Source organism: Sporosarcina sp. ZBG7A, assembly GCF_000813425.1.
Lineage (GTDB): Bacteria > Bacillota > Bacilli > Bacillales_A > Planococcaceae > Sporosarcina.
Map to the genome: position 1 here is coordinate 40,888 of NZ_JWIB01000035.1, position 21,654 is coordinate 62,541.

Genomic DNA, 21,654 nt, shown 5'->3' on the forward strand with positions numbered 1-21,654 from the left:
GAAAGTGAGGTGACGGAATGGAGACACTTTCAGAACTTGTACAACAAGCAGCTGCGTTATCGGACAGACCGTGCACCGCTGTTGCTTGTGCAGCAGATGCGGATGTATTGGAGTCTGTTGAACTTGCTGTTTCGCGAGGTCTTGCAACTTTCAAGCTCTATGACGATAAAAAGCAATTGCTTGAAACAATTCAATCGAAGTATCCTCAGCTCGCTAATCATCCTGATATCGAATTGATTGATAGTGAAAGTATGCAGCATGCAGCTCAATTAGCAGTCGATGCAGTATCTACAGGGAACGCCCAAGTACTTATGAAGGGAAATCTTCCTACTGCAGCATTGATGAAGGTTGCACTACGAAAAGAAGCGGGTTTGAGAACTGGGAACGTACTTTCACACGTAGCTGCGTTTGAAATTCCGGGCTTCAACAAGCTATACTTCGTTACCGATTCTGCGATGAGCATTACACCTGATCTACAAGTGAAAGTACAAATCATCCAAAATGCGGTAACTGTTGCTAGAGCTTGTGGTATAGATGTTCCAGTTGTTGTTCCGCTCGCTGCGGTAGAGTCTGTAAACCCGGCGATGCAAGCAACATTGGACGCAGCTTCCTTGACGATGATGAATCAGCGAGGACAGTTGAAAAATTGTGTTGTTGAAGGTCCTATGGCATTGGACAATGCGATTTCACCAGAAGCAGCTCAACATAAAGGGCTCTCTGGTCCGGCAGCAGGAAAAGCGGACATTTTAGTTGCGCCCAACTTGGAAGCTGGTAACATTCTCTACAAATCGTTAACCTACTTTGCTCGTGCGAAAGTAGGCGGAATCATCCAAGGGGCTTCCGCGCCAATCGTTGTCACGTCACGTGCGGACAATGCCGAAACGAAACTTCATTCACTAGCACTTGCATTATTAGTAAGTAAAAACTGATTGAATAATTGGAGGAATTACAAATGGAAATTATCAAATACATGGAAACTTACGACTATGAGCAATTGGTGATCTGCCAAGACAAAACAACTGGCCTAAAAGCATTCATCGCAATTCACGATACGACACTTGGACCTGCACTTGGTGGAACTCGCATGTGGACATACAACAGTGAGGAAGAAGCAATTGAAGACGCGCTTCGCCTTGCACGCGGAATGACTTACAAAAACGCTGCTGCTGGTCTAAACCTTGGCGGTGGTAAAGCAGTTATTATGGGTAACCCTAAAACAGACAAAAACGACGAATTGTTCCGTGCATTCGGGCGCTTCATCGAAGGACTGAACGGTCGTTACATTACAGCTGAGGACGTAGGTACAACTGAAGAAGATATGGACTTGATCCACCTTGAAACAGATTACGTAACTGGTGTTTCCGCTGAATTCGGTTCTTCAGGTAACCCATCACCTGTAACAGCGCTTGGTGTATATGTAGGAATGAAAGCAGCAGCTAAAGAAGCATTCGGAGATGATTCTCTTAAAGGGAAGACTATCGCAGTACAAGGTGTCGGTAACGTTGCCTACACAATGTGTGAATACCTTCATGAAGAAGGCGCGAAACTGATTGTTACGGATATTAATGAAGAAGCGGTGCAACGTGCAGTCGACAACTTCGGAGCTACAGCAGTGGGCATTAACGAAATTTATGGCGTAGATGCAGACATCTTCTCACCATGTGCACTTGGAGCTGTCATTAATGATGATACAATTCCACAATTGAAGGCAAAAGTCATTGCAGGATCTGCAAACAACCAATTGAAAAATCCTGAACACGGAGATAAGATTCACGAAATGGGTCTTGTATACGCACCAGACTACGTTATCAATTCAGGCGGAGTTATTAACGTAGCAGACGAATTGGACGGATATAACCGTGAGCGTGCATTGAAAAAGGTCAACACGATCTACGATACAATCGAAAAAATCTTCGCGATTTCTAAGCGTGACAACATTCCTTCATATGTTGCAGCAGACCGTTTGGCTGAAGAGCGCATTGAACGAGTTTCAAAAGCACGCAACTCATTTCTACAAAAAGAAAAAAGCGTACTCTCAAATCGTCGATAAGGTACTTTGAGCTGTGCCGTGAAAGGAGACGATACTTGTGCACCATGGAGTTGCTAGAATTTTGACGATTAATCCTGGCTCTACCTCTACAAAAATTGGCGTGTTCGATAATGATCAACTCGTCATGGAAGAGACATTGCGTCATTCCACCGAACAACTTGCCCAGTTTGCTTCTATCACAGCGCAGTACGAATTTCGTAAGTCGATGATTGTGGAAGAGCTAAAACATCATAAAATTGATGTATCCTCGCTATCTGCAGTTTGCGGGCGCGGCGGTTTGCTGCGTCCGATTGCAGGAGGCACGTATCCTGTGAACGAAGCTATGCTTGAAGACTTGCGGAAAGGATATGCAGGTCAGCATGCATCTAACTTAGGCGGGATCCTTGCGAATGAAATTGCTGCAGAAGAGAATATTCCCGCCTACATTGTAGATCCAGTCGTAGTAGATGAACTGCAGCCTCTAGCAAGAGTTTCAGGATTTAACTTATTGGAGCGGCATTCGATTTTTCATGCATTGAACCAAAAAGCAGTTGCTAGAAGATATGCGCTGCGTACGGGGAGAAAGTATGAGGAACTTAAACTGATTGTGACACACATGGGTGGCGGGATTACTGTTGGCGCTCATCATCATGGAAAAGTTATTGACGTGAATAACGGACTTCATGGTGACGGTCCCTTTAGCCCAGAACGTGCAGGTACAGTTCCTGCTGGAGATTTAGTGGATATCTGCTTTTCTGGAAAGTACTATCGCCAGGAAATTATGGAAATGCTCGTCGGTAAAGGTGGTCTGACAGGATACCTTGGTACTAATAATGCGGTTGAAGTCGAAAAAAGAATTGCAGCTGGGGATGGACATGCAAAAGAAGTTTACAGCGCAATGGCTTACCAAGTCGCTAAGGAAATCGGTAGCGCAGCGGCCGTACTCCAAGGTAAAGTGGATGCAATTATTCTGACTGGCGGACTCGCATACGGCAAAGACTTTACAGCAGAGATACAAGGATATGTTGACTGGATAGCAGAGGTAGTTGTCTACCCGGGGGAAGACGAATTGCAAGCCCTTGCGGAAGGGGCAATCCGTGTTCTTACCGGTGAAGAGGAAGCAAAAGTGTATCCATCACGAGAGACAAACATAGAAATGGAGGCTGAACACATTGGCTCAAGAGTATGATGTAGTAATTCTTGGTGGCGGAACAGGCGGATATGTAGCTGCCATTCGTTCTGCACAGCTTGGTCTGAAAACAGCGCTCGTTGAAAAAGGCAAATTAGGCGGTACATGCTTACATAAAGGATGTATTCCTAGTAAAGCATTATTAAAAAGTGCAGAAGTTTACCAGCTGACGAAAGAAAGAGCTCAAAGTTTTGGTGTTGAAACAGAAGGCGTTACACTTAATTTCTCAGCTGTCCAAGAAAGAAAGAAGTCTATAGTCGACCAACTTTATAAAGGTGTTCAAGGTCTCATGAAAAAGGGCAAGATCGATGTCTATGAAGGAACAGGTAGAATGCTCGGACCCTCTATCTTCTCACCGATGCCTGGAACCATTTCAGTTGAGATGAATAACGGTGAAGAGAACGAAATGCTCATTCTGAAAAACTTAGTGCTTGCAACTGGATCACGTCCAAGAACATTGCCAGGACTAGAGTTGGACGAACAGCAAATCCTTTCTTCAGATGGTGCACTCTCTCTTGAATCATTGCCATCTTCTATGCTAATCATTGGCGGTGGAGTCATTGGAATTGAGTGGGCTTCTATGCTCAACGATTTCGGTGTTGACATTACTGTTGTTGAATATGCAGATCGAATTCTTCCTACTGAAGACGAAGTCATTTCAAAAGAGATGAAAAAACTTCTTGAGAAAAAAGGCATCAAATTCGTTACAGGAGCAAAAGTGCTTCCTGAAACAGTTGAAAAGACTTCAGAGAATGTAACCATTTCAGCAGAAATTGGTGATTCTACACAAAGCTTCACAGCAGAAAAAGTTCTAGTTTCAGTTGGCCGTCAAGCGAATACTGAAGGGATCGGTATTGAAAATACGGAAATTGAAATTGAAAAGGGTTACATCAAAACACGTCCAACCTTCCAAACAAAAGAAAGCCATATCTATGCGATTGGAGATTGTATCGGTGGACTTCAACTTGCACACGTTGCTTCTCACGAAGGAATTGCTGCAATTGAACATATCGCGAATAACACCCCAGAGCCTATGGATTATGAAAAAATCTCACGGTGTATCTATTCAAGTCCTGAAGCAGCAAGCGTAGGCATCACCGAAAAACAGGCGAAAGATCGCGGTTTCACTGTAAAAATCGGTAAATTCCCATTCCAAGCAGTAGGTAAAGCACTGGTAAATGGAAAAGCGGACGGCTTTGTGAAAATTGTTGCGGATGAAAAAACTGATGATATTCTCGGTGTACACATGATTGGTGCCGGCGTTACAGACATGATCTCTGAAGCAGGCTTAGCTATGGTATTAGACGCAACACCTTGGGAAGTTGCAGAAACGATTCATCCACATCCATCACTCTCAGAAGTGATTGGTGAAGCGGCATTAGCTGTAGATGGTAAAGCAATCCACATGTAAAAAGGGGGAAATAATCATGGCAACAAACCGCCACGAAGAGCTTGGGCTCACGAATGATGATGTATTACAAATCTATGAAACAATGTTAATGGCTCGAAAAATAGATGAGCGCATGTGGCTTCTCAACCGTGCAGGTAAAGTTCCATTTGTTATTTCTTGTCAAGGACAAGAAGCTGCACAAGTAGGAGCTGCATATGCACTCGATAAAGATAAAGACTGGACTGCCCCTTACTATCGCGACATGGGAGTCGTCTTGCACTTCGGTATGACGCCGAAAGATTTGATGCTTTCAGCATTTGCGAAAGCAGAGGATCCGAACTCAGGTGGACGACAGATGCCAGGTCATTTCGGACAACGCAAGAATCGTATTTTGACAGGTTCTTCACCTGTTACGACACAACTTCCACACGCAGTAGGGGTTGCACTTGCAGCGAAGATTAAAGGCGAAGATTTCATTACATTTACAACACTTGGGGAAGGGTCTTCTAACCAAGGAGATTTCCATGAGGGTATGAACTTTGCAGGCGTACACAAATTACCTACTGTTGTCATGGTAGAAAACAATAAATATGCAATTTCAGTTCCTGTTGAGAAGCAACTTGCATGTGAACATGTAGCAGATCGTGCAGCTGGTTACGGCATGCCTGGTACAACAGTCGACGGAACAGATCCACTTGAAGTCTATAAAGTCGTGAAAGAGGCGGCAGACAGAGCACGACGTGGGGATGGACCAAGTCTCGTCGAAGCAGTATGTTATCGCCTGACGGCTCACTCATCTGATGATGATCACCGTTTGTATCGTGATGCTGAAGAGTTGGAAACAGAGCGCAAACTCGATCCAATCCCTAAGTTTGCTAATTATTTGAAAGAAGCTGGTGTGCTTACAGATGAGCTGAATAGCGAAATCGAAGAGCGGATCATGAAGCAAGTGAACGAAGCGACAGATTATGCAGAAGCAGCTCCTTATGCAGATGCAGAGTATGCACTTCGTCATGTATATGCTGAACAAGGAGGGAACGACTGATGGCGGTCATTTCATATATCGATGCAATTACTAGTGCTATGGCAGAAGAAATGGAACGTGACGAAAACGTTTTCGTAATGGGAGAAGACGTTGGCCGTAAAGGTGGCGTTTTCAAAGCGACAACAGGCTTATACGATAAATACGGTGAATACCGTGCACTTGATACACCTCTTGCTGAATCCGCAATTGCTGGTGTTGCAATCGGTGCAGCGATGTATGGCATGCGCCCAATTGCTGAAATGCAGTTTGCAGATTTCATAATGCCTGCTGTCAATCAGATCGTTTCGGAAGCGGCAAAAATCCGCTACCGTTCAAATAATGACTGGTCTTGTCCACTTGTTGTACGTGCACCATTCGGTGGTGGCGTTCACGGTGCTCTTTATCATTCACAATCTGTGGAATCGATGTTTGCAGGAACTCCTGGACTTAAAATTGTTATTCCATCCACTCCATACGATGCGAAAGGTCTTCTAAAAGCAGCAATTCGTGATGATGATCCAGTTTTGTTCTTTGAGCATAAACGTGCATATCGACTTATCAAAGGCGAAGTACCTGAAGAAGAATATACAATAGAAATCGGAAAAGCGGATGTGAAGCGTGAAGGCGAAGACATTACAATCATCACATATGGTCTTTGTGTCCACTTTGCGCTGCAAGCTGCAGAGCGTCTTGCTGAAGACGGAATTTCAGCACATATTCTCGATTTGAGAACGATTTACCCGTTGGATAAAGAAGCGATCATTGAAGCGGCTAAAAAGACAGGTAAAGTTCTTCTTGTTACAGAAGATAACAAAGAAGGCAGCATCATGAGCGAAGTGGCAGCCATTATTTCTGAAAACTGCTTATTCGACCTAGACGCTCCGATTCAACGTCTCGCTGGACCGGATATACCTGCAATGCCGTACGCACCAACAATGGAGAAATTCTTTATGGTGAATCCGGATAAAGTAGAAAAAGCAGCGCGAGAGTTAGCTGAATTTTAATAATGAACGGAGGGAAATCCAGTGGCAATTGAATCCATTAAAATGCCTCAACTCGGTGAGAGTGTAACTGAAGGTACGATTGAAAAATGGCTCGTGAAGCCAGGTGATCACGTAGAAAAGTATGACTCACTTGCAGAAGTGAATACAGATAAAGTGACAGCTGAAGTACCTTCATCATTCACAGGGACGATTAAAGAAATCCTTGTTCAAGAAGGTCAAACAGTTGCTGTAGGTGAAATCGTTTGTACCATTGAAACTGAAGGCGGAAGCAGCGAGTCTGCCCAACCGGAAGCAGCACCAGCCCAAAAAGAGCCAGCGAACGAAATGCCGGCAGAAGGTTCACAAAAACCAAAAAGTCCTGTGAAGAAAGAAAAGGGTGCTGCTGCAGGTCGTTACTCACCAGCTGTTCTTCGTCTTTCCCAAGATCATAATATCAACCTAGCAGATGTCGATGGTTCCGGACGCGATGGACGGATTACACGTAAAGACATCCAAGCAATCATTGATAGTGGTGAAAAGCCACAACCGAAATCAGCTGTTGAGGCACCAGCTTCAGCTCAGCAATCCGCGCCAGTAGCGCCTGCTTCAAGTGCACCTGCACAAAGTGCAACCAATGTACCTGTTGCAGCAGGTGATATTGAAATTCCTGTTACTGGAGTACGCCGAGCAATCGCAAACAACATGCTGAAGTCTAAACACGAAGCACCGCATGCGTGGACAATGATCGAAGTTGACGTAACAGAAATGGTGAAATACCGCGATTCATTGAAAGCAGAATTCAAGCAAAAAGAAGGCTTCAATTTAACGTACTTCGCATTTTTCGTCAAAGCAGTTTCTCAAGCATTAAAAGAATTCCCGATGATGAATTCAATGTGGGCTGGCGACAAAATCGTGCAGAAAAAAGACATCAACATTTCGATTGCTGTAGCAACTGATGAGGCATTGTATGTCCCAGTAATCCAGCAAGCGGATGAGAAAACAATTAAAGGCATAGGCCGTGAAATTACAGAGCTTGCTGGGAAAGTTCGTTCCGGCAAACTGAAATCACAGGAAATGCAAGGCGGTACGTTTACTGTAAATAACACGGGATCATTCGGTTCTGTTCAGTCAATGGGAATCATTAATCACCCGCAAGCAGCAATTCTGCAAGTGGAATCGATTGTCAAACGTCCAGTTGTTATGGACAATGGCATGATCGGCGTTCGGGATATGGTTAACCTTTGTCTGTCATTAGACCACCGTGTATTAGACGGCCTCGTAGCAGGTCATTTCCTAGCACGTGTCAAGGAAATACTAGAAAACGTATCACCAGAAACAACATCTGTCTACTAAGTTAGACACACCAACCCCCTCGGCCATATTTAGAATGGACGTGGGGGTTGTCTTTTCAAGAAGGATCCATTTCAGGTACACTATGAGGTAACAGTTATACAGGGAGGGATTTTAAATGAGCAACTCTGACATACATAACATGATGCAACAACGATTTGAACTTCCGGATTGGAACGAATGGGAAGAAGTAGCGGATCGGTCATTGAAAGGGAAGACAGTAGACTCCCTTAAAACAACGACAGCAGAAGGTATCACACTTAATCCGCTGTATACAGCAACCGTCGATCCAAATAAAAATATACGTCCTAGTCAACGGAAGTGGATTAGTGCGCAACCGACAGCTGGAAGTACAGGCTCTGAGTGGATTGCTTCGATGTCTGAAAGTCTTGAAAAGGGAAATGAAGCGATCTATATTGATGGAAGAACATCGATTGAATGGAACGATGCTTCTTTACATGCACTTGCCAGATTAATGAAAAACCATCCTATTGCCTTTATACACATTGAATCTCAAGATCGTTTGCTTGAAGTATTTGAGATGATTTCCTCTGAAGAACGCGAAAAAGTGACAGGTCTATTGCTGACTGCTGAATTTGACTTACCTTCAGGATATGAAAAAATCAGGTCACTCGGTATCGATTTGGAACCACTTCATATGAATGGGGCAGATAGTGTCACTGAGCTTGCAATCGCATTATCAGAAGCAACGGATCTCGCAACGCAAGCGGCTTCATTTGATCAATTTAAGAAAAATGTCTTTTTTAGATTTCCTGCAGACACTCATTTCTTTATGGAAATCGCAAAATTTAGAGCGTTCCGTACTTTATGGCAATTATTCAGTAGTGCATACGATGAAAACGAGTTAAGTCCTGTTCCTTTAATTGGAGTAACTTCGCTGCGATCGTTCTCAAAAATAGATCCTTATGTGAACTTGCTAAGAGCAGGAAATAGCGCTTTTTCCGCAGTGTTAGGTGGGGCGGACTGGCTAACGGTCTACCCTTATAACGAGTTGACGGGAAATACGGCACAGTCACTCCGATACGCTAGGAATGTACAACTCATTATCCGAGAAGAAACGCATGCAGACAAAGTCATCGATCCTGGCGGCGGCTCGTACTTCATCGAACAACTAACAGAAGAACTAGTTCATAACGCTTGGGAACTGTTCCTAGAGATTGAGGAAAACGGCGGCAAAGATGTCTACCTGCAATCCGGTAAATTACAACAGCTTGCAGATGAACGAAAAGCTAATGCCGCAACTGGAGTTACTTCTTTGATAGGAACCAGTGTTTATGCAGATCCTGAGAATCATAATTTAGCTGAAAACGCTTTTAGAATCGAGACATCACGTCCGGCATATCCATTTGAGGAGCTGCGTAAAAAAGCAGCTGAACATCCGATTGATATTCGACTGCTCGTATTCGGCAGCTTAAAATCGTACAAACCCCGGGCCGATTTTGCAACAGGGTTTCTAGCAACAGGTGGGTTAACTGCCCAACATAGTCCAGCGTTTCCTGATGCCGCCTCAGCCATTGAGTGGCTGAAACTGGAGAAACCAGACTATGCAATCGTGTGTGCTGCTCCAGATATGACGGAACAGGTTGCTGCAGAACTAATTGCAAATAAGCCTCAAAGTCTTCTATTGGATGTTGCAGGGCGTGTGAGTGAAGAGTTAACGGACGGATGGCTGGCAAGCGGACTAGATGGATTTGTATACAACGGACAAGATCGTATTGGGAAGCTTACTCAAATCCTCAATCGTTTCAAGGGAGGCGCAGAAGCATGAAGAAGCCTGATTTTAGCAAAGTGGATATTAACCAAGTGACTCAGAAATTGACATCTGGTCAGAACGAAGTGACGGAATCATTTCTAACAAATGAAGGAATTCAAGTTAAGCCGTTCTATACTTCCGAGGATAGTAAAGGACTCGATCACTTAGGGGACTTTCCGGGAATAGCACCAAATACAAGAGGTCCATATCCGACTATGTATGTCGCTCGTCCATGGACCGTCCGTCAATATGCCGGGTTTTCAACTGCTGAAGAAAGTAATGCATTTTACCGAAGGAATCTCGCGATGGGGCAAAAAGGGTTATCAGTAGCATTCGATTTGGCGACACATCGAGGCTACGATTCAGATCATCCGCGTGTAACGGGCGATGTAGGAAAAGCAGGGGTTGCAATCGATTCAGTTGAAGATATGAAAATCTTATTCGATGGCATCCCTCTTGATCAGATGTCCGTTTCGATGACGATGAACGGTGCCGTATTGCCAATTATGGCATTCTACATTGTCGCTGCGGAAGAACAAGGGGTTTCTCCTGAGCAACTTGCTGGTACGATTCAAAATGACATTTTAAAAGAATACATGGTGAGGAATACGTATATATTCCCTCCAGAAATGTCGATGCGCATTATTGCTGACATTTTTGACTATACATCAAAGAATATGCCGAAGTTCAACTCTATTTCGATTTCTGGTTATCATATGCAAGAAGCTGGTGCAACGGCGGATATTGAACTGGCATATACACTTGCTGACGGTTTGGAATATGTACGAACAGGATTAAAAGCTGGAATAGACATCGACTCATTTGCTCCGCGATTGTCGTTCTTCTGGGCGATTGGCATGAATTATTTCATGGAAATTGCCAAGATGCGTGCAGCACGTATTATTTGGGCGAAAATGATGAAAACGTTCGAACCAAAGAACTCGAAATCTTTAGCGTTAAGAACCCACTCACAGACATCAGGCTGGAGTTTGACTGAACAAGATCCCTTCAACAATGTAACACGCACATTAATTGAAGCGAATGCGGCTGCAATGGGACATACCCAATCGTTGCACACGAACGCTTTAGATGAAGCGATTGCACTGCCTACGGATTTCTCTGCACGAATTGCGAGGAATACACAGTTGTTCTTGCAAGAAGAAACGATGATGACGAAAACAATCGACCCATGGGGTGGCTCTTATTATGTGGAGTCGCTTACGAATGAACTCGTTGAAAAAGCTTGGGAATTAATCGAAGAAATTGAAGAATTGGGTGGAATGGCGAAAGCGATTGAAACTGGTCTTCCGAAGATGAAAATTGAAGAAGCAGCTGCTAAGCGACAAGCGAAAATCGATTCGAAAAGTGAAACGATTGTCGGTGTGAACAAATATCGCTTAGATCAGGAAGAACCGATTGATATTTTAGATATCGATAATACGTTAGTACGTCAAAAGCAAATTGACCGTATCCATCGCATGAAAGAAGAGCGGGACGATATGTTAGTTGCACAAGCTCTTACTGAACTTACTCAGAGTGCCAAAGAAGGATCAGGTAACTTACTGGCGCTCGCTGTGAACGCAGCGAGATTGCGTGCCTCAATAGGGGAGATTTCAGATGCGATCGAAGAGGTTTCGGGTAGACATAAAGCTGTTATCCGTTCTGTGAGTGGTGTGTACAGTCAAAATTTCTCGAACTCAGAAGAAATTGATGAAGTGAAATCGATGACAGATGAATTTCTTGAAAACGAAGGCCGTCGTCCGAGGATACTAGTCGCCAAAATGGGGCAAGACGGTCATGACCGCGGTGCGAAAGTCATCGCATCTTCGTTTGCGGATCTAGGTTTCGATGTAGACATAGGACCACTTTTCCAAACACCGGAAGAAACAGCGTTGCAAGCAGCGGAAAATGATGTCCATGTCATTGGTGTAAGTTCGCTTGCAGCAGGACACAAAACACTCGTTCCAGCATTACGGGCAGAATTAGCGAAAATAGGTAGACCAGATATCTTAGTAATTGTTGGTGGGGTCATTCCTGCCCAAGACTATGAATTCCTTCGGGAGAATGGTGCAGCAGCGATATTCGGGCCTGGTACCGTCATTCCAGTAGCTGCTCAAAAAGTAATTGAAGAGATCTATCGCCAACTAGGTTATGAGGAAGTGATGGAGTGAACCGACGTGATGAGGACGTGCGGGAGGAAACCGCGCTCAACGTTATGGAAGGTCTGCATTCGTCCCATGATGGCATGAAGTCTGTAAAAAGAAGAAAGTTTAAACGAAACAAATCGCCGATTGATATTACTGAGCTTTCGCAAGGAATTGCTGAGGGCTCTCGGCTTAGTCTAGCAAAAGGAATTACTCTTCTTGAAAGTATCGCCATCCATGACAAACCGGCTGGTCAAGAATTGCTTCGTACGTTGTTGCCCAAAACCGGAAATAGCATCCGAATCGGAATTACTGGAGTCCCTGGAGCGGGGAAAAGTACTTTTATCGAAGCATTCGGACTCATGCTGACGAAGGCGGGTCATAAAGTAGCCGTTCTCGCGGTCGACCCAAGTTCTTCCATTACGGGTGGAAGTATTCTGGGTGACAAAACGAGGATGGAACTGCTGGCACGTGATCCTCAAGCCTTCATTCGACCGTCCCCTACAGCTGGAACGCTCGGTGGGGTCCATCGTAAAACACGTGAAACGATGTTGCTTTGTGAAGCAGCAGGCTATGATGTCATTCTGGTAGAAACTGTGGGCGTTGGTCAATCCGAAACTGCGGTACGCGAAATGACGGATTTCTTCTTACTGCTTGCGTTAACAGGTGCGGGGGATGAACTGCAAGGGATGAAAAAAGGAATTATGGAGCTTGCAGATGGCATCATTGTCCATAAAGCGGATGGAGAAAACGAAAGACTTGCAAAGAAAACGGTGCGGGAATATCGTCAGCTAGCTCATTTCCTTCAACCTGCTTCTCCTGGGTGGACAACACGCGCATTACCGGTATCCTCCATAAAGGAAACAGGGCTGTCCGCAACATGGGAGATGATTCAAGAGTTTAGAGTTGTGATGGAGCGGTCAAACTATTGGACAGAAAGACGGCAATCTCAAACGCGCAGCTGGTTTTACTCGATGATCAATGATCACTTGATCGATTCGTTCTACGGTGAACCAGGTCGCAAGCAGCAAGTTTCAGAGCTGGAAGGAAGGCTATTGAGCGATCAGATAACCGTTGCTGGAGCCGTTAAGCAACTATTTGATAAGGAAAGCCGCTAATTAATTACGCTGTCGTATTTGCATAAGTAAGCGAAATTGCTGAACAGTTTTCATCGCACTCGTAAACTGGTATGATAGTAGTATCATGCACCAAAGGGGGACAACTAGATGTCAATGGATTTTAATTTTTATATGGACGATATAACAGGCCAGGCTCGTGGAGAAATGGAAGCGGGTGGCTATGAGCAATTGAAAACAGCGGATGACGTTGAAAATGCATTCAAACGTGAAGGTACAACTCTTGTCATGGTTAACTCGGTATGTGGTTGTGCAGGCGGTATCGCACGTCCGGCAGCACTTCATGCAATCCACTACGATAAGGCTCCTGATCACTTAGTAACTGTGTTTGCAGGACAAGACAAAGAAGCGACTGCGCAAGCACGTATGCACTTTGGAGATTATCATTTACCATCTTCACCTTCATTCGTCTTGATGAAAAATGGAGAAATGGTTGCTGAAGTCGGACGTCATGAAATTGAAGGCCATGATCCAATGTCTGTTGTGACAAACTTGCAAGATCAGTTTGAACAGTATTGCGAAGAACTATAAAAAACAGGCCGGCATCAGTGTGACTGATGCCGGCCTGCATTTTCATGTCTTCTATTAAAATAATGTACTGAGACCGAACAAGACAGTAGAAGCAACCATAGCAGCTATCATAATAATGACAATCGTTTTTTGAACTTTTTTATTGCTCATGTGCAAAAACCCCTTAATTGGTTTGATACTTTTAGTTTAACAGAATCTGCACAATTCTCAACTGGTGGCGCATTATTTTAGGAGCAGGTACAATAGAATAGGGGTGGAATGGTGGAAAAGGTTGACCATATCGGTATTGCGGTGAAAAGTCTTGACGAATCAATGGATTATTATATACATACACTTGGTTTGAAGTTGTTGGGCGTGGAAAAAGTCCCGCAACAGCATGTGACGGTAGCATTTTTAGATGCCGGTAATATCAAGCTTGAGTTGCTCGAGCCGATTGGTACTGAAGGAGCCATTGCAAGTTTCCTGGAAAAACGCGGTGAAGGAGTCCATCATATTGCATTCGGTGTGAGCAATATTCGTGAACGAATGGAAGAATTGAAGACCAACGGCGTCCGGTTACTTCAAGAGGAACCTAAAATAGGTGCAGGTGGAGCAGAAGTCGCATTCCTGCATCCAAAATCTTCGTTTGGAGTTCTTTATGAACTATGTGCCAAACGCTCATTGGGGGATGAGTAAGATGGATATTTACGATAAAATTAACGAACTTTACGATAAGAAACGGAAGATAGAACTAGGTGGTGGCGATGAACGCATTGCCCGCCAACATGAAAAAGGAAAACTAACTGCTCGGGAACGCATCGAATTACTCGTCGACAAAGGAACATTTGTTGAATTGAGTCCTTTTGTGGCTCATCGGACACGTGACTTTGGGATGGACAAAATGGAAGGTCCAGGTGATGGAGTCGTGACGGGGTATGGCAAAGTGAATGGCCGTCCGATTTACTTATTCTCACAAGACTTTACTGTTTTTGGTGGAGCACTTGGTGAAATGCATGCCATGAAAATTGCCAATGTCATGGATCTTGCAGCAAAGAACGGAGCACCTTTTATTGGACTAAATGATTCAGGTGGCGCCCGTATTCAAGAGGGAGTTGTCTCTCTGGATGGTTATGGTGAGATTTTCTATCGCAACTCCATTTACTCAGGTGTGATTCCACAAATTTCGGTTATTCTAGGTCCATGTGCAGGCGGAGCCGTCTATTCACCAGCGATTACAGATTTCGTATTTATGACTGATGAAACAAGCCAAATGTTCATCACTGGACCGAAAGTCATTGAAACCGTTACGGGTGAAAAGATTTCATCTGAAGACTTGGGTGGTTCCAAAGTGCATAATGCCATTAGCGGGAATGCCCACTTCCGAGGAGCCGATGAGCAGACAGTACTTCAAGAAGTACGTCGGTTACTGACGTATTTACCTCAAAACAATGAAGAAAAAACACCAATTCAACCTATAGCTGAACAAGATGATTATCGTCCAGATTTAGCGGATATCGTGCCATTTGAAACAATCAGACCCTATGATGTTCGGAAAGTGATCGAGCAAATTGCGGATGCAGACTCATTCATGGAAGTTCAAAAAGAGTTTGCGCGTAATGCCGTCGTCGGGTTTGCAAGAATCAAAGGAGAGGCCGTAGGGTTTGTCTGTAACCAGCCGAAAGTAATGGCGGGTGGCTTAGATATCGATTCATCCGATAAAATCTCAAGATTCATACGTACGTGTGACTCGTTCAATATCCCACTGATTACGTTTGAAGATGTGACTGGATTCTTCCCAGGAGTGAAACAAGAGCATGGCGGCATTATCCGTCATGGGGCAAAGATTTTGTACTCTTATTCGGAAGCGACAGTACCAAAGATCACAGTGATTTTGCGTAAAGCATTTGGTGGTGCTTATGTTGCCCTCAATTCGAAAGCGATTGGTGCGGATCTCGTATTCGCTTGGCCGAATGCAGAAATTGCGGTAATGGGAGCAGAAGGTGCAGCGAACATAATCTTCGCACGAGATATTGCGGCTAGTGAAGACCCTGAAGCAACGCGAGCTGCTAAGATTGCAGAGTATCGGGATAAGTTTTCGAATCCATATGCAGCTGCAGCAAACGGAATGGTCGATGATGTCATTGACCCACGCGAAACGCGTATTAAACTTGTGCAAGCGCTAGACATGATGAGAAATAAAAAAGAACAACGTCCTAAAAAGAAGCACGGCAATATGCCGTTATAAGAGGAGAGATTCCATGAATTACGAACGTATGCTTGATGAATTTTTTGAATTAGTGAAGATAGACTCTGAAACACGACACGAAGAACAAATTGTTGGCGTTTTAAAAGAAAAAATGGAACAGATGGGCTTCGATGTCTATGAAGATGACTCAAAAGAACGTACAGGTCACGGTGCGGGGAACCTAATCGCGACGATGAAAGGTTCTGTACCGGAAGCAGATCCAATTTACTTCACTTGTCATATGGATACAGTTACGCCTGGAGTCGGGATTGAACCGGTCTTAAAAGAAGATGGATATATCTATTCTGCGGGTGAAACGATTCTAGGTTCAGATGACAAAGCAGGACTTGCGGCGTTATTTGAGATGATGCGGACACTTAAAGAGAGTGGAGAAGCGCACGGGGATCTACAATTCATCATTACTGCTGGGGAAGAAAGCGGTCTAGTAGGAGCTCGAGAAATCGATAGAACTCTCATGAAAGCAAAATACGGCTATGCAGTTGACAGTGATGGAAAAGTTGGAGGAATCGTCACTGCAGCGCCATATAATGCGAAATTGAAGACAGTCATTCATGGTCGTACTGCCCACGCAGGAGTTGAACCGGAAAAAGGTGTTTCCGCGATTACGATTGCTGCAAAATCAGTGGCAGCCATGAAACTTGGAAGAATCGACTCTGAGACAACTGCGAACATTGGAATGTTTTCCGGCGGACAAGCAACGAATATTGTTTGTGATGAAGTCAACATTGTTTCAGAAGCACGTTCGATCAATTATGAGAAGTTACAAACTCAAACCGAGCATATGGTAAAAGCATTTGCCGAAACAGCTGAAAAAATGGGTGGTTCTGCTGAGACAGAAGTTCGGCTAATGTCTCCAGGATTCCATTTTGAAGAGAATGACGAAGTGGTTCAGGTAGCTTCTGAAGCGATCCGTGCCATTGGACGTACTCCGGAATTGAAAACGAGTGGTGGAGGCAGTGACGGTAATATCTTTAATGGGCATGGCTTCCCAACAGTTACATTGTCTGTAGGCTATGAAGAAATCCATACTAAAAACGAACGGATGCCTGTTGAAGAGCTTAACAAACTAGCAGAATTGCTTCTTGAAATTGTGCGTACCGTGACGAACCGCGGAAAGAAGGTTCAGTAATATGGAGAACACGAAAGCGATTGTCGTTCGTTGTGGCAATGAAGAATATGCAATTCCAGTTGAACAAACGGTTTCCATTGAAGAGTTAGAAAAAGTGAACCCGATTCCGCATTTACCTGAATACCTTCTCGGATTAATGAAAATTCGTGGCGAGCTTGTTCCAATTTTGGACTTTCAGCAAATTCTATATGGTAACTCAGCAAAAGATGATCCTAATGCTAAAGTGGTTGTTGTACAAACAGAAGGTGTTTACTTTGGATTACTTGTGTTAGAAGCGAAAGAAATTCTTGATATTTCAAAGGATACATTAACATCAAAAGGGTTAATGGCATATTCTAAGACGCCTTATTTCTCTTCTGTAGCGAATTTGGAAAATCGAATCATTACGATGATTGATCCGACAATTCTTTCTGACACACTGACAGGAATGGATGACATTACTGACTACGTGGGACAGCAAGTATCAGAGAACGTGTGACTGTTGAAACCGGGTAGAACGCTGCCCGGTTTTTTCTTGAAGCTAGAGAGGTGAGTGCATGGATCGCAAAGAACACGTCAACCGTCGAGTCATTCTACATTTGGATATGAATTGTTTCTTTGCATCTGTTGAACAAGCTCATAATCCAGAATTGAAGGGTCTTGCACTAGCCGTTGCAGGAAACCCTAAGGCACGACGAGGGATTCTTGTGACGTGCTCATACGAAGCACGCGCATTCGGTGTTTATACGACAATGACTGTCGGAGAAGCAAAAAGAGTGTGCCCTGAGCTTGTACTGGTACCTCCGGACTTTGAAAAGTACAGACAAGCCTCACAGGCGATGTTTGATATATTGAGAACATATACAGAATTAGTGGAACCGGTCTCGATTGATGAAGCATACATCGATATAACTGCGATAGGCGGTCTAGAGAACGCGATGGGAATTGCTAAAGAAATGCAAGAACGGATATTACGCGAACTAGATTTACCCTGTTCAATCGGAATTGCACCGAACAAGTTTTTAGCGAAAACTGCTTCTGACATGAAAAAACCGATGGGAATCACGATTCTGAGGAAACGTGAAGTTTCAAATATTTTGTGGCCACTTTCCGTACTTGAGATGCATGGAATCGGTAAAAGCAGTGCGGAAAAGCTTGCCCAAGCGGACATTCAAACAATCGGTGATCTCGCAATTGCGGATGATTTGAAAGTGAAATTGACTCTTGGTAAAAGAGGGCTGCAATTGAAGCAACGTGCAAATGGAGTAGATGATCGAATTGTCGATCCAGAAGCTTCAGAAGAACGAAAAAGTGTGGGAAGTTCGACAACGCTAGCAATAGATGAAACCGAATTAGACCCATGTTTAGCTGTCTTTCAAAAACTCGCAGAAAAAGTAGCTAGCCGATTGGAAGCCAAACAGTTAGCTGGTACCGTCATTTCCATTCAAATCCGAACGGCGGCTTGGCGAAACCAATCGAGAAGTAAAACCGTTTTGAACCCATTATATCGTTCGCAAGAAATTTATAAAGAAGCTGCACAGTTATTTCGTCTTCACTGGGATGGAGAGCCAATTCGACTACTGGGGATTACGGTATCCCATGTCATCCCGTTTGAAGAATTACATGAACAGCTGTCTTTCGATAATTTCGAGCGTCATGATAAAGAAGTGTCCATGCAAAAACTGGTTTCACGTATGAATGACCGATTTGGTCCAGGTACAATTCATAAAGGAAAGCAATAGAAAGGAGGAATTTGTTATGGATTTGCAGTTTTTAGGTACCGGGGCAGGAATGCCTTCAAAATTGCGTAATACGACTTCAATTGTTTTGAATTTGTCTTCTGAAGAGCGGGGCTATTGGATGTTTGACTGCGGGGAAGCGACTCAACATCAAATGCTTCACACAACCTTGAAACCGCGAAAAGTGACCAAGATGTTCATCACCCATTTACATGGGGATCATTTATTTGGAATCCCTGGTTTTATCGGCTCGCGCTCGTTTTTAGGCGGAGATAGTCCTCTTGATATTTATGGACCTATAGGGATTGAAGAGTGGATTCATACGACATTACGACTAACGAAAACTCATCTTACATACCCGTTAAGGATTCACGAAATCGAGGAAGGTGTTGTATTTGAGGATGATGAATACATCATAACCACACGGGAGTTGTCCCATGTCATCCCGTGTTTCGGCTATAGGATTGTGCAAAAGCCGTTGCCTGGAAAGTTACTGATTGACAAGGCAACCGAAGCTGGAGTTCCAAAAGGTCCGCTCCTTCAGCAACTCAAAAATGGAAACGATGTTACATTGGAAGATGGAACGATTGTCACAAGCTCATCAGTCATCGGTGAGCCAAAACCAGGATTTGTTGTAACGATTCTAGGGGACACAAGTGTCTGCGAAGCGTCAGTGGAGCTCTCTAAAAATGCCGATCTAGTCGTCCATGAAGCGACATTTAACGAAGAAACGGGACAACTAGCAAAAGATTTTGGGCATTCCACTATTCAACAAGCAGCAGAAGTTGTGAAAACGGCTAGTGCCAAAGCACTTGTCGCGACTCATATTAGTTCACGCTTTCTACCAAGTGATATTGACGCATTTAAGAAAGAAGGACAAGAAATATTTCCTAATGTCTTTGTAGCAAGCGACTTTGCTCAGTACTCACTTCACAATGGGGAAGTCACTGAAAGTAATTTTAAGAAATGACTAACCTTTTAGAGGAATTACATCACTTTCTTTTTAACGATTGAATGCTTTCTGAAAAAGATGCTACCTTAGATGAAAAAGCGGATATCATGAATCTTTAAGAGTCCCCTCAGTTGAAAAATCCCGCAAGCAAGACAAACACTAAAAACCTCCTTTATTAATAGGATGCTATAGGAGGCGATGACTATGCATTGGCATCATAAAATAGGATCTTTAATCAATCAACCTGTTGGAATTTCATTAACGAATGGGCAAGGGACATCAGGGATATTGTGCGGTGTTACAAATGGTCAACTTCATGTGATTGAATACTTATATCAAGCACAATTCGCTTTAAAAAAGTATGATTTCTATATGATACAGGATATAAATGGATTTCCCCCTTGTCAGAATCAAGGTCGACTCTATTAGAAACTGTCAATGAGCAGTGAAAACAGTGTTTCTGAGAAGATACGATGCTGGAGATTAAGTGACATCTCTCATTTATATTAGAAAAGACCGCTAATCAGTCTAAGAATATACGGTTAGTTAAATGGTTCAAAAGATAAAATAACGAGCAAATTATCATCAATTTAGAGCCATGATTAGCATCGCATTGAGCGGTGCTTTTTTATTTTATTGAAAGTTTTTATGGGTATCTTTGGTATAATGGTTTCATGGGATAAAGAATATTTTGATATTCAGTGAAATAGCCAAATTCAGAGTGTTTTTCAGTGACACGCAAACAGTGTGAGTCACGCAAAAAATAATCTTATTTGCACTATGCTACGGGGGGACTCATGAAAACTCATTATTATTTAGGTTGGTTTAGTAATTTTTTTCCAGAGAATCTGGGCAGAGTGTTACAGGAGGACATAACTGATAGAAAATCGCTTGCTATGATTAGCTCGAATCCATCTATTTATGATGATGATGGTGCTACCGAGCGCTCGTGGCTTGACCAGGCTGGCATTATGTTTGATAAATATCATTTAATTAATTATCGCGTACAGAAGGAAGAGGCTCAAAAGTTAATTCAAAATGCTTCAGTCATTTTCTTGTTGGGTGGAAATATTCTTAAACAAAATGGTTTTTTGATGGAATATGAATTGTCGGGTTTGATCAAAAAAAGTAGTGCAGTTGTGATGGGAGCAAGCGCTGGTTCGATCAACATGTCCGCTAAATTCTTATGTTCGAAAAACTTTGGAGATGAGGTTGAAGTAAGCTCTGTTTACGATGGGATCGGCCTTGACGATTTTTCCGTCCTGTCTCATTTTGATCTCGAAAATAACATTGCGCTAGTTCAACGCGAACTTTCTTCCTTATCGGAGGAAATAACTATTTATGCGTCGAACAAGGATTGTGCTATGCGCATAAAGGGAGACAAGATGGATGTTTTTGGGGATGTGTATTTAATTTTCAACTCAAATATTCGGAAGTTGGATGAGACGCTCTAGTTGTGGTCAATGGCTAGGGCTTAATTGAATTAATTTCTTTATGCAATGCTTCTATTATAAAAATTCGAGAGGGCGAACTATGCAAAATAGAATTGTTTCTTCATCATCCAGAACGTATAGATATGCAGAATGGCTAAGTTACAATAAAGCCAAACTGTCTGTGAAGATTGTTGCTTTCCGCTACAGAAGGTACGCTTTCCGAGGGGGCGTGGCTTGAGCCTCCTCGGTCGAGAAAGGGGTCTCAAGGCGCACGCTGATTCCTTCGGAGTCGTCCGTCTTCCGCTTCAAGCAACGGCGAGTACTATAAATAAATCGTCCATTCATCAAACTGACCAAACTTATGGATTATGTTAAGAGGTGAAATATGAAGTATGTAATAGGTTTGTATATTGTAATGGCTATAATGGTAGCTGTGAATTTGATAAGTGAGTTTATTCTAAAAGGGGAGTATTCAGCAATTTCCAGTTGGGTCATCGTCATGCTTTTCCTTTTAGGAGGTGTCCTTTTCGCTAATGCTAGATACTATTTGACGAGAAAGTGAAATACAACAAATGGGGGCGTTAATGGAACACAACCGTGCAACAATAGGGCCAGCGCGACAAGTTC

General features: G+C 43.4%; 20 protein-coding genes. 19 read left to right on the forward strand and 1 reads right to left on the reverse strand.

The genetic code is table 11. The features are described from left to right. The first annotated feature begins 17 nt into the window (after positions 1–17). The 11 genes from RL70_RS13120 to RL70_RS13170 all read left to right on the forward strand — a co-directional run bounded on the left by RL70_RS13120 (position 18) and on the right by RL70_RS13170 (position 13,550). Entirely contained in the window at positions 18–929 is a 912-nt protein-coding gene (locus RL70_RS13120) for a bifunctional enoyl-CoA hydratase/phosphate acetyltransferase (protein ID WP_039043850.1), read from the forward strand. A gap of 23 nt (positions 930–952) precedes the next feature. Beyond that, positions 953–2,050 (forward strand): Glu/Leu/Phe/Val dehydrogenase, encoded by a 1,098-nt coding sequence (locus RL70_RS13125; protein ID WP_039043851.1) that lies wholly within the window; start codon positions 953–955, stop codon positions 2,048–2,050. Between the two features lie 37 nt (positions 2,051–2,087). Then, positions 2,088–3,218 carry a butyrate kinase gene (gene buk / locus RL70_RS13130; RefSeq protein WP_039043852.1) on the forward strand — a complete coding sequence of 377 codons (1,131 nt, stop codon included), beginning with the start codon at positions 2,088–2,090 and terminating at the stop codon, positions 3,216–3,218. Then, positions 3,202–4,629: a dihydrolipoyl dehydrogenase gene (gene lpdA, locus RL70_RS13135; RefSeq protein WP_039043853.1), complete on the forward strand. Its 1,428-nt coding sequence runs from the start codon at positions 3,202–3,204 to the stop codon at positions 4,627–4,629. Before buk ends, lpdA begins: the two co-directional genes overlap by 17 nt. Before the next feature lie 16 nt (positions 4,630–4,645). Then, positions 4,646–5,653, forward strand: a complete 1,008-nt coding sequence (locus tag RL70_RS13140; protein ID WP_025784703.1) for a thiamine pyrophosphate-dependent dehydrogenase E1 component subunit alpha — start codon at positions 4,646–4,648, stop codon at positions 5,651–5,653. Further along, the gene (locus RL70_RS13145; protein ID WP_025784702.1) at positions 5,653–6,636 is read left to right on the forward strand and encodes an alpha-ketoacid dehydrogenase subunit beta; all 984 of its coding nucleotides are present in this window, start codon (positions 5,653–5,655) and stop codon (positions 6,634–6,636) included. The genes RL70_RS13140 and RL70_RS13145 overlap by 1 nt, the downstream gene beginning before the upstream one ends. Before the next feature lie 21 nt (positions 6,637–6,657). After that, positions 6,658–7,968 carry a dihydrolipoamide acetyltransferase family protein gene (locus tag RL70_RS13150; protein WP_039043854.1) on the forward strand — a complete coding sequence of 437 codons (1,311 nt, stop codon included), beginning with the start codon at positions 6,658–6,660 and terminating at the stop codon, positions 7,966–7,968. A 115-nt stretch (positions 7,969–8,083) separates the two neighbouring features. Beyond that, on the forward strand, positions 8,084–9,754 hold the full coding sequence (locus RL70_RS13155) for a methylmalonyl-CoA mutase family protein (protein ID WP_039043855.1): 1,671 nt from the start codon (positions 8,084–8,086) through the stop codon (positions 9,752–9,754). Next, positions 9,751–11,910 (forward strand): methylmalonyl-CoA mutase, encoded by a 2,160-nt coding sequence (gene scpA, locus RL70_RS13160; RefSeq protein ID WP_039043856.1) that lies wholly within the window; start codon positions 9,751–9,753, stop codon positions 11,908–11,910. Before RL70_RS13155 ends, scpA begins: the two co-directional genes overlap by 4 nt. Before the next feature lie 44 nt (positions 11,911–11,954). Continuing rightward, entirely contained in the window at positions 11,955–13,001 is a 1,047-nt protein-coding gene (meaB, locus tag RL70_RS13165; RefSeq protein WP_052245966.1) for a methylmalonyl Co-A mutase-associated GTPase MeaB, read from the forward strand. A 108-nt stretch (positions 13,002–13,109) separates the two neighbouring features. After that, positions 13,110–13,550: a BrxA/BrxB family bacilliredoxin gene (locus RL70_RS13170; protein ID WP_039043858.1), complete on the forward strand. Its 441-nt coding sequence runs from the start codon at positions 13,110–13,112 to the stop codon at positions 13,548–13,550. Positions 13,551–13,604: 54 nt separating this feature from the next. Here the strand turns inward: RL70_RS13170 and prli42 are convergent, their stop codons facing one another. After that, a complete protein-coding gene (gene prli42 / locus RL70_RS17930; protein ID WP_156028906.1) occupies positions 13,605–13,700 on the reverse strand; it encodes a stressosome-associated protein Prli42 in 96 nt (31 codons plus the stop codon). Between the two features lie 111 nt (positions 13,701–13,811). Between prli42 and mce the strand changes: the two genes are divergently transcribed. The 8 genes from mce to RL70_RS13210 all read left to right on the forward strand — a co-directional run bounded on the left by mce (position 13,812) and on the right by RL70_RS13210 (position 21,048). Continuing rightward, a complete protein-coding gene (mce, locus tag RL70_RS13175) occupies positions 13,812–14,225 on the forward strand; it encodes a methylmalonyl-CoA epimerase (protein WP_039043859.1) in 414 nt (137 codons plus the stop codon). 1 nt (position 14,226) lies between these two features. After that, complete coding sequence (locus tag RL70_RS13180) at positions 14,227–15,774, forward strand: acyl-CoA carboxylase subunit beta (protein ID WP_039043860.1); 1,548 nt, start codon at positions 14,227–14,229, stop codon at positions 15,772–15,774. A 13-nt stretch (positions 15,775–15,787) separates the two neighbouring features. After that, positions 15,788–16,924, forward strand: a complete 1,137-nt coding sequence (locus RL70_RS13185) for a M20/M25/M40 family metallo-hydrolase (protein ID WP_039043861.1) — start codon at positions 15,788–15,790, stop codon at positions 16,922–16,924. Position 16,925: 1 nt separating this feature from the next. Next, positions 16,926–17,402: a chemotaxis protein CheW gene (locus RL70_RS13190; protein WP_039043862.1), complete on the forward strand. Its 477-nt coding sequence runs from the start codon at positions 16,926–16,928 to the stop codon at positions 17,400–17,402. A 58-nt stretch (positions 17,403–17,460) separates the two neighbouring features. Beyond that, positions 17,461–18,645, forward strand: coding sequence for a DNA polymerase IV (locus RL70_RS13195; protein ID WP_039043863.1), 1,185 nt, complete (start codon positions 17,461–17,463; stop codon positions 18,643–18,645). Positions 18,646–18,661: 16 nt separating this feature from the next. Beyond that, entirely contained in the window at positions 18,662–19,612 is a 951-nt protein-coding gene (rnz, locus tag RL70_RS13200; protein ID WP_039043864.1) for a ribonuclease Z, read from the forward strand. Between the two features lie 186 nt (positions 19,613–19,798). Further along, positions 19,799–20,023, forward strand: coding sequence for a hypothetical protein (locus RL70_RS13205; RefSeq protein WP_039043865.1), 225 nt, complete (start codon positions 19,799–19,801; stop codon positions 20,021–20,023). 368 nt (positions 20,024–20,391) lie between these two features. After that, entirely contained in the window at positions 20,392–21,048 is a 657-nt protein-coding gene (locus RL70_RS13210) for a Type 1 glutamine amidotransferase-like domain-containing protein (protein ID WP_039043866.1), read from the forward strand. Positions 21,049–21,654: the final 606 nt, after the last annotated feature.

Excerpts from the sequence above, each read along its gene's own strand:
- RL70_RS13120 (WP_039043850.1), top strand. The coding sequence starts at position 18 with ATGGAGACACTTTCAGAACTTGTACAACAAGCAGCTGCGTTATCGGAC.
- RL70_RS13125 (WP_039043851.1), top strand. The coding sequence starts at position 953 with ATGGAAATTATCAAATACATGGAAACTTACGACTATGAGCAATTGGTG.
- RL70_RS13140 (WP_025784703.1), top strand. The coding sequence starts at position 4,646 with ATGGCAACAAACCGCCACGAAGAGCTTGGGCTCACGAATGATGATGTA.
- RL70_RS13145 (WP_025784702.1), top strand. The coding sequence starts at position 5,653 with ATGGCGGTCATTTCATATATCGATGCAATTACTAGTGCTATGGCAGAA.
- RL70_RS13155 (WP_039043855.1), top strand. The coding sequence starts at position 8,084 with ATGAGCAACTCTGACATACATAACATGATGCAACAACGATTTGAACTT.
- scpA (WP_039043856.1), top strand. The coding sequence starts at position 9,751 with ATGAAGAAGCCTGATTTTAGCAAAGTGGATATTAACCAAGTGACTCAG.
- meaB (WP_052245966.1), top strand. The coding sequence starts at position 11,955 with ATGGAAGGTCTGCATTCGTCCCATGATGGCATGAAGTCTGTAAAAAGA.
- RL70_RS13170 (WP_039043858.1), top strand. The coding sequence starts at position 13,110 with ATGTCAATGGATTTTAATTTTTATATGGACGATATAACAGGCCAGGCT.
- prli42 (WP_156028906.1), bottom strand. The coding sequence starts at position 13,700 with ATGAGCAATAAAAAAGTTCAAAAAACGATTGTCATTATTATGATAGCT.
- RL70_RS13180 (WP_039043860.1), top strand. The coding sequence starts at position 14,227 with ATGGATATTTACGATAAAATTAACGAACTTTACGATAAGAAACGGAAG.
- RL70_RS13185 (WP_039043861.1), top strand. The coding sequence starts at position 15,788 with ATGAATTACGAACGTATGCTTGATGAATTTTTTGAATTAGTGAAGATA.
- RL70_RS13190 (WP_039043862.1), top strand. The coding sequence starts at position 16,926 with ATGGAGAACACGAAAGCGATTGTCGTTCGTTGTGGCAATGAAGAATAT.
- RL70_RS13195 (WP_039043863.1), top strand. The coding sequence starts at position 17,461 with ATGGATCGCAAAGAACACGTCAACCGTCGAGTCATTCTACATTTGGAT.
- rnz (WP_039043864.1), top strand. The coding sequence starts at position 18,662 with ATGGATTTGCAGTTTTTAGGTACCGGGGCAGGAATGCCTTCAAAATTG.
- RL70_RS13205 (WP_039043865.1), top strand. The coding sequence starts at position 19,799 with ATGCATTGGCATCATAAAATAGGATCTTTAATCAATCAACCTGTTGGA.
- RL70_RS13210 (WP_039043866.1), top strand. The coding sequence starts at position 20,392 with ATGAAAACTCATTATTATTTAGGTTGGTTTAGTAATTTTTTTCCAGAG.